This is a genomic window from Nostoc paludosum FACHB-159 (assembly GCF_014698835.1).
GTDB lineage: Bacteria > Cyanobacteriota > Cyanobacteriia > Cyanobacteriales > Nostocaceae > Nostoc > Nostoc paludosum.
On sequence record NZ_JACJTU010000028.1, the window covers coordinates 87,934 to 98,547 of the forward strand.

At 40.5% G+C, this 10,614-nt stretch carries 7 protein-coding genes and 1 tRNA gene; 2 read left to right on the forward strand and 6 right to left on the reverse strand.

Going from position 1 to position 10,614, the window contains the following annotated elements; all coding sequences use genetic code 11:
• Positions 1 to 4 precede the first annotated feature (4 nt).
• A complete protein-coding gene (locus H6H03_RS25350; RefSeq protein ID WP_190957822.1) occupies positions 5 to 544 on the reverse strand; it encodes an outer membrane beta-barrel protein in 540 nt (179 codons plus the stop codon).
• Positions 545 to 936: 392 nt separating this feature from the next.
• Between H6H03_RS25350 and H6H03_RS25355 the strand changes: the two genes are divergently transcribed.
• Positions 937 to 1,878 carry an ADP-ribosylglycohydrolase family protein gene (locus H6H03_RS25355; RefSeq protein WP_190957823.1) on the forward strand — a complete coding sequence of 314 codons (942 nt, stop codon included), beginning with the start codon at positions 937 to 939 and terminating at the stop codon, positions 1,876 to 1,878.
• A gap of 160 nt (positions 1,879 to 2,038) precedes the next feature.
• On the opposite strand, the gene H6H03_RS25360 is transcribed toward H6H03_RS25355, so the two are convergent.
• From H6H03_RS25360 to H6H03_RS25370, 3 genes are all read right to left on the reverse strand, one after another.
• The gene (locus H6H03_RS25360; RefSeq protein WP_190957824.1) at positions 2,039 to 3,037 is read right to left on the reverse strand and encodes a transposase; all 999 of its coding nucleotides are present in this window, start codon (positions 3,035 to 3,037) and stop codon (positions 2,039 to 2,041) included.
• A 21-nt stretch (positions 3,038 to 3,058) separates the two neighbouring features.
• The gene (locus tag H6H03_RS25365) at positions 3,059 to 3,910 is read right to left on the reverse strand and encodes a hypothetical protein (protein WP_190957825.1); all 852 of its coding nucleotides are present in this window, start codon (positions 3,908 to 3,910) and stop codon (positions 3,059 to 3,061) included.
• Positions 3,911 to 4,050: 140 nt separating this feature from the next.
• Entirely contained in the window at positions 4,051 to 4,713 is a 663-nt protein-coding gene (locus H6H03_RS25370) for an Npun_F0813 family protein (protein WP_190957826.1), read from the reverse strand.
• A 359-nt stretch (positions 4,714 to 5,072) separates the two neighbouring features.
• Between H6H03_RS25370 and H6H03_RS25375 the strand changes: the two genes are divergently transcribed.
• Positions 5,073 to 5,145: transfer RNA gene (locus H6H03_RS25375), tRNA-Arg, on the forward strand.
• A 99-nt stretch (positions 5,146 to 5,244) separates the two neighbouring features.
• Here H6H03_RS25375 and H6H03_RS25380 read toward each other — a convergent pair.
• Both H6H03_RS25380 and H6H03_RS25385 read right to left on the reverse strand, forming a co-directional pair.
• Positions 5,245 to 7,023 carry a hypothetical protein gene (locus tag H6H03_RS25380; protein WP_242057978.1) on the reverse strand — a complete coding sequence of 593 codons (1,779 nt, stop codon included), beginning with the start codon at positions 7,021 to 7,023 and terminating at the stop codon, positions 5,245 to 5,247.
• A partial coding sequence (locus tag H6H03_RS25385; RefSeq protein ID WP_190957827.1) for an AAA domain-containing protein occupies positions 6,986 to 10,614 on the reverse strand: 3,629 nt, incomplete at its 5' end. The genes H6H03_RS25380 and H6H03_RS25385, both read right to left, overlap by 38 nt.

The following is a 10,614-nucleotide window of genomic DNA, read 5'->3' on the forward strand; positions in this document are numbered from 1 at the left end:
GCTTTTATTTAAAGCTATAGCCAATACCAGCATTGATGCTAACAGCAGGAGTATCGCTATTTTGATAAGCATTAATTCCTACCTTAGTATTAGTATAGACTAGGAAATTTTTAGCAACTTCCGATTCAACACCAGCACCTAATACTACTGCGTCTTTGTTACCTATAGGAGTTGGCGAACCATCTTTTTCTACAAAAGAATAACCACCAGTTAAATAGGCATTAGTTTTATTAGCAATAGGTACATCTAAAGAAACTTCTGGAATAATGGCACTAGTTTTATCGCTCCAAAGAACATTTCCGCGTGCAGAAAATGGGGTATTTCCTAATTTTAGGCGACCTGTGACATTACCACCAAATGTAGCATCATCGTTAGTTCCTTGTCCGCCGCTAGTAACGCCAGCTGCAATACCAGCACCAACATAACTAGCATCAGTACCCTTTTTGGTTTGGGCAGAAGCTTGACCAGGTGATAGAAGAACAGGAGCAATTACTAAAGAAGATAATGCAGAAATTGTCAGGATAGACTTGAGTAAGGTTTTCATAATTGTGACCAAATTTTGTATTTTTTACTGTTATATTCCCAGTCGAAAGCTCAGTAAAAATGTTCCAGATAATTATGGAATTTTCTTAAGTAGCTGTTGCGATCGCTGCACCAGAGTGAAGAACAATTAGCTGAATAATTTTGAACAAAATGTTATAATTACACTTAATTTTTCGAGAATTCCCAATTTTCTATCTCAAAAACAGACGCTTTTAAAAGTGGCATAGTTAGGGGAACTAAAAATTAGCTGCAATCTAGTTAAACAACAGCCAGTCAACTGATTTTTTCTCTTGCGTTTCACATAGGATGAAAAAGTAGCCTGTAGCATCTGTGGCAACAAGCTAGAGAGTAAATCTATAAAGTGAATTTTTAGCAATTATTGGAGATTGAATAATGCTAACCGCTGCAAAAACGTTGTCTGGTTTGATGGGTTTATGTGTCGGTGATGCATTGGGTGTGCCAGTGGAGTTTACTAGCCGTGCAGAACGAATCAAATCTCCAGTGACAACTATGTTGGGTTATGGCACATGGAATCAACCGCCGGGAACTTGGTCAGATGACAGTTCGTTGAGCTTTTGCTTGGCAGAAAGTCTTTGTAGAGGGTATTCCCTAGAAGCCATAGCTAATTCCTTCTGGCGCTGGTACAAGGAAGCTTACTGGACTCCCCGTGGCGATGTCTTTGATATCGGTCAAACGACTCATACAGCACTGATGCGCTTGAAACAGGGAGTTGTACCCCATCAGGCGGGTGGCAAAGTTGAAAATAGTAACGGCAATGGTTCGTTGATGAGAATCTTGCCGATGGCTTATTGTCACAGAAACTTAACTTTCAGCGAATTAATAGCGCGGGTGCATGATGTTTCAGGAATTACCCATGCTCATGCGCGATCGCAAATGGCCTGTGGCATATATATTAGTATTGCAGTATCCTTGCTCGAAGGCGCTGACCTCCAAACAGCTTACCTGCAAGGATTACAAGATATCCAACCAATTTATTCCGTGCGGGAATTTTTATTAGAAAAGCCGCATTTTGGCAGAGTTTTTAGTGGTGAGATTGCCAAATTACCAGTAGAAGAGATTAATTCTGGCGGCTACGTGATTGATACCTTAGAGTCATCCCTGTGGTGTTTGTTAAATAGCTCATCTTATTCCGAAGCGGTACTGAAAGCTGTTAACTTAGGCGGAGATACAGATACTACCGCCGCCGTCACCGGTGGCTTAGCGGGAATTTACTACGGCGTAGAAAATATTCCCCGACAATGGATAAACCAAATTGCCCGCAAACAGGACATTATTTACCTGGCAGAACGTTTTGCCAGGGCTGTTTATGCTTAAAGTTAAGAGTTAAGAGTGAGGAGTTAGGAGTTAAGAATTAAGAGTTAAGAATTAAGAGTTAGGAGTTAAGGGTTAGGAGTTAAAAGTTATAAATTATGAAATTTTCAACTTCCAACTCCTCACTCCTCACTCCTCACTCTTAACTCCTCACTCCTCACTTTTAAACCGTAGACAAAGAGTAGACTTGACCATCAATTAACAATCGGGTGATTCCCTTGGCTTGGAGATGAGTACGAGCCTTATGCAGCATTTTACTATCGGGGACTTTAATCACGCGATCGCGTTTGGTAGAGAAACGCTTGGCTACCCGATGATTATCAAACACTGGCAGAGTTCTTTGCTGGGTTTCCAGGTTGGGAATTTGCCCCAAGTCCCCAAAGTCCTTGAGAGGTCGGGTAATTAATTCTGAGGAACGGTCAATCACCAAATAGCAAGTTTTCGGCAAATGTGCTGCTGATAGTGGTAAAACTTGAACTGATGCTTCACCTGGTCTGCGTTTTGTGACTAGGGGTCTTAACTCATCAAAGTCATCTTCCTCGAAGTCTTCTTCCTCCTCAAAGTCATCATCTTCTAAATCGTCATCTTCTAAATCATCCAAATCTTCTGACTCGTCTAGCAAGTCTTCTCCCAGCATCTGTGCTATGACAGTTACCTCTGGACGTTCATCCTTGAGTATGGGGCTGGGGATACTCGCTATTTCCAAGGGTTTTGGTTGTGGAGTTTCTGATTTCTCTGTGACTCTTAGCTTCGGTTTTTCTGTTGCTGAGGTGCGTCGCCGTACCCTTCTACTCGCAGCAGTTGAGTCGTCAGTATCTTCTAAGTCGGTTTCTTCCTCTACTACACGACGTAGCTGTGGTGGTTCAACTTCTACGACTTCCGGCTGGCTGTCGCTAGGTGGAACTTCGATTTCTGGCTGTGGTTGACTCATCAGCAGTGGTAACTGCTCATAGTTTACCTGTGCCCTACCCTCAGGGGTTCTGGCAGCCCGCTTTAAAGATACTAAGTATTCATACTCATCTTCTGGCAAAGTACTTTTAAGTAAACGACTAATCGTCGAGTTACTTACATCGTAGCGTTCTGCCAAAGTAGAGGTTGTTTCGGCACTTTCTCGATACAATTTGAGAATTTCTTGTTTGTCAGAGTCTGTTAGTTTTCTCACGGTAGATACCAAAAATCTTTGCTAAGCTCGTTTTCGTGTGCTGGTACGCCGCGTTCGTCTTAGTGATGCGTCATATTCCAGGGCAGCGCCCATGCCAAATAACACTCCACTAAATACCCAAAACACTTCTAGTATCTCTCCACTTTGATAGTTGGGGCCTTGGGCGTATTTAAACCACATATCTGCAATGTAGAGCGAAAAGGCCGCTGCGGCAATCATTCGCCAAGACTGGGAAACTCTTCCTCCCCAAAAGGCTAACAGCAGAGTGGTAGCAATAATTAACAGAACTACGTCGCTAACTACGTAAAACCAATTCAAAATAGCGACCAAAAGTTCTGACGATGTTTCCTGTTGCATAGAAATCCACCATGCCAACAAACTACCGAATACAGCAATTGCTAACACAATTAGCCACTGCCATTTTTCCAGATTGATTCGCCTGGAAGCCACAGCTAAAATCATGCCTGCGCCAAGTAACAGATAACTCAATACAAAAAATATATCGCCTAAAGACACATCTGGTTCTTCTTTTAACACTATTTCGGTATATCCGAAAATTATCCCTCCAATGAAATAGGAAAGCATACCTAAGCCTATAGAGAGCCAAACATTCCGACCACTGACGATTTGCGGACTAAGCCAGTTTCTCAAGCATAAGATACCAGCGCCCAAATAAGCTAAGGCTTCAAAAATATTTGTGCCAATCACATACCACTCGGCTCGGCTTTCTATGCCATCTGCTCCGGGAATTTTGGCACTAAACAACAAAAAGTATAACAGTGCCAGCACACCCCAACCAATATTAGCCAAAACAATGTTCTGAGTGGTGAAAATGGATTTAGAAACCAAGGAATTGTCGTAAGAGTTATTCATAGGGCTTGACTATGTAGATGCACTCTGGCAGTATTTTGAGTTAAAGGATTGTATAGCTAGCAGTGTGTCTGCCAAATAAGACACAATCGGACACCAAAAGCAAGTGCCGACAGTAGGAACTTTTGAGAAAAATTTCCAGACTACTGCCATAGTTTACCTAGTGCTGATTGATTTAGCCAAGACAGAAACAGCGATCGCTCGGCTTCTGGCATATCTTCTAACTTATAAATCACTTGTTTGGTAAAGTTGGCATTCCCAAAATAGGACTTGCCTAATCGATGTAATTCTTGCAAAAGGATAACTACGTGATTTTCTTGCCAAGGAGGCAGTTTGGCTCCAAGCAAAGGATCGTTAGATACCAAAGATTTAACTGTTTCTGGAGGAGATGCTTGGGGAAATTGCTTTTGCTGGAATACCTCCGCAATATCTTTCTCAAATAATGCAGCTTGCCTAGCACCCAAAAACTCTTCAATGTCGATATAAACACCTTGCAACAGTAAAATACTGGCTTGAATCAAAATCCCCGTCTTGCCATGACTACCACCTGTGTCATTACCTAGCTGTTCTAAACGGATTTTCCCCCAAACGCTGAAACGTTCCGGTTCTTCCAGTAAGACACAGGCTTTACCCCGGTTATCCGTTAATTCTCTCCATAAGGCTCTAGCTTCTTCTTCTTGACTAGCTTTGAAGACACTAATCAAGCGAAAAGTCTGCCCTTGATAATCTAGGATCGGCACCTGCTGATCCTTTTTTGGGTGCTGAATGCTTGATATTTCAACATCCTGCCGTTTGAGAATAAACATGGCACTAGCAAATAACTCCTCACAGGGGCATTCTTAATATGGAATATATAATGGCATTTGGCAGCATCGCCAAGGCTGAAATTACCTAGCGTGTTATAAAAATGGGCGAAGCTGCTCGCTTCGCTGGATATTTCATTAGAGTAAGCTGCCTAAAAGGACTCGGCCTGGGGTAAGCAACCCCTTGACAACACAATATATCTAACCAATACGCCATCTGCTTCGTTTTTAATGTAGATTGATAACTAGCGACTTGGATCTTAGCCTTGCTAGTGATAAATCTGCAATTTTTGATTGCTTCTAAGTCGCGCAAAGCGGTATAATGGTTTAGATGACTCTTTTGGGAGCCAGTACATTACTTTGGGCGCGTAGCTCAGTGGATAGAGCAATTGCCTTCTAAGCAATCGGTCGCAGGTTCGAGTCCTGCCGCGCTCGTTTGAATTGATTAAGTCTACTCGACGAACTGCGTCTGCATAGCGTCTCGCACAGAAGGATGCAAAGCAAAAAATAAGTTAAGAATTATTGAGTGCGAATTTACACAGCATTGGTATTAAGTAAGTTTAAAGCAGTTTGAGGATTGTTAATTGCGATGGCATTGATAACTTGACGCCATTTATCTTGTAATGAAACGGTAAAACCTTCTTCAAGAGAAACCTGATTCAATAAGGAAAGTGCTGTTTTAAATATCGTTGAATCATCTGGTAAATTTTTCGACCTTAACCCTTGAAGTGTGACATCGAACCAGACAGGCATAAGTTCCAGCCAGTCATTTTGCTGTATCTCTTGGAGTGCAATATCTTCCATTCCCAATGCACCCCATGTACAAAGAGACTCTATAGCCAGCTTGGAATCGCGATTTTCTAGAGAATTTTGCCATAATTTTTGAGCATGATTTTGAAAGCGATTAGCAATAAATTTATAAGCTTCCTGGACTTGATGGGGAATTGTAACTTTATAAACTGATTCGCCTCTTGGTAGGTAGTCGCCGCGATAAGATAACCAGTTATGAGATCCGCAAAGATGGATTTTTTGATCTACTATTACTTCTTTGACATGGGAATCTCCCAACCAAAAAACCTGTACACATGGCAATCCATCAGGTGTTTTTATTGCTCGAAGTTTTTCTTCTACTTCTGGTGATATTGGTTTATCTTCGTCTTCTTCTCGTCGCGCAATTCCATGTCCAATCAAAATCCAAACTCCGCGATTGGCTAATTTTTGTAACAAAGCCAGAAATTTTTCATTTACAACTGCTTGGTTCACCCAAGGAGAATAAATGATAACCTGATTTTTAGCCGAATTTAAAACATCTATAAAAGCTTGAGCAATTTGCCCATCACGTAGCTGAATAGCTTCACCTACTACTGTATAAGCATCTACTTTTTTACTGGTTTTTACAGCATTTTCTAAAGCTTCTTGACGAATTTTTTCCAGTCTAGCTTCTATTTCAGTATTTTTTTGCTTAAGAATCGCTTCACGTTCAAAATTGATGGCTTCATTTGACAATTTACATAATTTTTGTAAAGATATTTTACCCTCATTATGTAGTATTTGCAATCGGTGTGACGCTACCTCTAAAATTTGCTTTCCACTTCTTATTTGAATGGTTAACTTATCTTCAATAGCATCGAATATAACGAAAAGCGATATTTTTTGCCAAATTTTTTGAATCGAAGCTACTACCTTAAATGAAGTGACTATTTTTCCCTCTTCTGGTATATGAAGGGCTAAACCTGAAGCCTGAATATTTTTTTGTATTTCTTCAAGTGCTAACGCGGAAATATCAGTAACTATATTATCAATATTTATAAAATCTGCTAAATCAGGCAGATTTATTACTGTTTCATTTAAGGATTCAGATTGAAAAGTTATCTTGTCACTTAAAGGGTCTGTAATAGCATTAAGCTGTACAGAATATGGAGGCTGTGGTACAGAACCTTTTTCATAAAATGAGCGACCTTCAGGAGTAACTGTTAGTGGCGATGTTGCTGATAGAGTTTGTAATGAGCGAAGAGTTGTAGTAGTACTGCGGATAAATACAGAATCAAGCCCAAGTACAGAGGCTAATTCATCTTCTGTCGGCGGAGGTTGAAATTCAATTGCAGCGCGGATGATAAATTCTTCGAGTACATTAAATGGGCGGGGTTCTTTGATGTTTACTTCTACTGGAGTTTGACCCAAGCTATAGCGAAATTGACGCGCTGCTAAAACTGATAAACTAGAACTTTGCGCTTCAATTTCTTCTACCAACTTTTTGAGATTATCATCAATAGGTTTAGCATAAGAGTCGAGAAACATCAATAAAACCTCCATGTAAATGCACGATATTTGAAACATTGGAGTACATACTCCCGATTTGTCCACGCTGCTGAGTAAATAACGAATGACAACCCACAATTACTAGTAGTTCTTTAGCGCGGGAAAATGCAACGTTAACTCGTTCTGGCTTCTTAGCAAATCCAACATCTTTTTTACTATTATTGCGAACCATACTAACAATCACAACAGGCCGTTCCATACCTTGAAATCGGTCTACTGTACCAGTGGTGATTTGCAGCGAAGGGAAATCTTTAGATTGTAGCCGTTCATCAATTTTTCTGAGTTGAGCGCCATAAAATGTAATTACAGCGATTTCTTTTTTTGGTTCACCATTGGCAACTCTAGAAGCCCAATTACCCTCAAATTGTTTGCAGAGACGTTCAATTGCATCAATTTCTAGAGTATTAAAGAATGAAGTTTTTTCAGATTCCTCTTCAAACTTATTTTCTTTGGGCGTTTTTACCCAGATAAGATGCTTATCTGGTTGAATTATTTCACCTGCCAAATTATGTGCGCGTTTTGTGTCAGGTATTAAAATACCACATTCTAGTTTGCCATCATAAAACTGATTAATTGCTCCCATAATTATGGGATGCATTCGATATTGAATATTTAACATTTTTTTGATGCTATTATCAGCAGTTTCAAACTGAATTTTGAACAGTGATTCTTGCAATAATTCTAGTTCTGTATTTGTACTGCCAATCTCCTGAGAAACTTCCTCTAAAGTCTTCGTGTTGAGCATGGGTGGTAATTGTCGATGGTCGCCTACCATGACCAATTTTTTGCCTTTTAAGGCCGGGATTAATAATTCTGGAGGAGTACATTTACTCACTTCATCAATAATGACGATATCAAAGTATTTGAATTCTTGTGAAAAATTGTAATTTGCAGCTTGCACACAGGTGATACCAACAACATTGGCGTTATCTAGATAAATCCGCCTTAAATCGTTGCGTAGGCGTAGCCCGCCGCAGGCATCGCCTTCTGTTGGCTTTCTTAATTTATTTATCCAATCTTGGATAAAGTGCTGATATCGATTGAGATAATTTTCTTGTTGTTGTAGTTGCTGTTGCCAAGATTCAAAGTGATTATTGATGGCGCGTAAAAATTTCAGATTCAACAAGTCTGTAGAATCAACTTCAGGCTTGAATTTACCAGGAATAGCTTCCCAAGTTGACTGCCACCAAGTTCGCTCTGTTAATTCATTAGGTAAGTGTGGAAAGGATGACAGTTCTTGTGAAAGTGCGATCGCTCTTTTAAACTTGAAATGAGTCTCACTACGATAAGTTTCTAGCTGCTCTTGATTAGCAAATATTTTTTGCTGCTCATGAGTTGCCAAGCTCATCTGTTCGTTTAATTGAATCTCAAGCTGCTTTTGCTCTTTTTGTGTTTCAGCTTGTAGTTGTTTGAGCCATGTACCCGCACTTGTAACTATGCCGTTGACCACCTCTGCTGTAATTTGGCGGATAGCCGATTCACTATCAACAGCTTCAACCCTTTGACATATAATCTGGGTTTGTCTCCTAATAGCCTCAAGAGTTACCGCCGCACCATAACGACGGCTATATGGACGTAACTTTTGAGTTATGGAATCTAAACTTTTCTGCTTGAGAGCGATCGCAAGCACCCATTCAATAATCCGACCCCAGACCCCCAGTGGTTTCTCAATCTCATCGATACTATTTTGTGCTAGTTGCTTCAGCTTTATGAGGTACTCCACAGGGTCTAGGACTTTATTAACGCTTACCTGAGAAATAGTAGCTTCATTGATTAAGCGATGACCTAGTATATTTCGCCCCCGCACAAGTAAATCTCTGATTTCAGTAACTCGACTGCATACTCTATCCCTTTCATGGTATTTCTGAATTAACTGATTAACTTTTACCCGACACTGATCGAGACTTTGTTGCCAGGGTAGATATTGAGCTTCCATCGTCATGCTTCGTAATCTCGAAGGTAATGAGATTAAATCAACTGTAAAGTCTTGACGATTTTGTAAGCACTGTGTCAAGACATTGACGATATTTAAATTAGCTGTAGACAACCATATATCAAGGTCAGTTATTGCTAAACTGACCTCAGATTCACGATTGTGTAGATTTCTAATTCTTGATTGTAAGCTTTGCTGGTTGACAAGCAATTGTTGGTGATTTGACTTTAGGCGGACAATAAATTCTGAATTTTGTTTGTAAGTCTGTGCAGTTAATTCCGCTTCGGTTATTGCCATAGCTATATTACTGGCATAGGCTAATGCTGTACGAACTTCAGTAATCCAAGAAGCTACAGTGTTCTGCAACCAAGCAGCTAAACCAAATAAGCCGTAATTTGGATGAACCATACCAAGTTCAGAAGCCAAATTAATTGCTAACCGAAGATTTGCAGCAAAGTTTCGCACAGAAGCTTCTGTAGATGTGTATTTCTTCAGACCTGCCCACAAATTAACAAATGCTGGGTCTTGCCAGTCTACAGAAGGTGCTTGATTGAGTAACTCTTCCAAAGCAGTTTTTAAAGATTCGACCTCGGCCAGTTGAGATGCAGCTTGATTATATTCATTTGTTTGGGTTGTACAAGTTGATTCTAAATTCGCTTTGCGTATCTGTAATAAATTCTGTTCTTCCTTAAATACCTCTTCTACTTTTAGATATGCTGTGAATCGTTGTGATGCTACCAATAATTGACGCAAAATTTTTACATCATCAAGGTGTTGAACAAGATTTTTTTCGCAGTCAGCAGCAGTATTTTCTAACCATGTGGCAATCACTCGGTCTTCTAAAAATGGCTGTCCTTCTTCCCCAACTCTTTCTGCGTTTCCCTTTCGTACAGCTCGGATTACAGGGTTATGAACTAATCGGCTCAAAGCATTATCTACTGCTAAATTGGCTTGAGAAGTTATTAGAGTGCGCCCACCCCGTAAAGCAACTTGATAGCAAATCTCGGCAATTACAGTAGTTTTGCCAGTACCTGGTGGGCCTTGAATGAGAACTAAATCCTCTGCTGCAAGCACCATTTCTACTGCTGCTTTCTGGCTGGGATTAGCTGAGGATAATAACAAATCTTCTGGTCGTAACTCGATAATTTTTTGGATAGGTCTTGCTTGGGAAGCGTCAAATAAAAAATTTCCTAAATAGGGATTTTGGGTGCGTCCTTGCCTTAATTGTGTCATGGCTTGTTTTTTGCGCTGAATCTGTTGGATGTCACCAACTGCCTCAAAAAACAAAAATCCGGTGGCTGGTAGCTGATAACGTCCTGCTGCCATATAATCGGCTAGATCGCGTTCTAGCCTCACGCGGATAGTGCAACGGTTCGGATCAACTTGTTCAATAGCCCCTAATTGGCGGCTGTTGCGCCAGCTTTGTCCTGTGGGAGTAGTCTCAAACAGCTTAATCTCTTCGTTTCTTGCTCGTTTTACCCGTTCCCAGAAGTTTTCCGCAGCCAGGGAATTTTCATTAGAACCGTCAAGAGTAGCTGAGATTACCCCGGATTTCTCACCAAGATTGAAAGAAGAGGGGTCAAAAACTGCCAAAATGTATGTTGCAAAAGAATTCCAGCAGCTTAAAGCATGACCCCAAGTAAAAATCATTC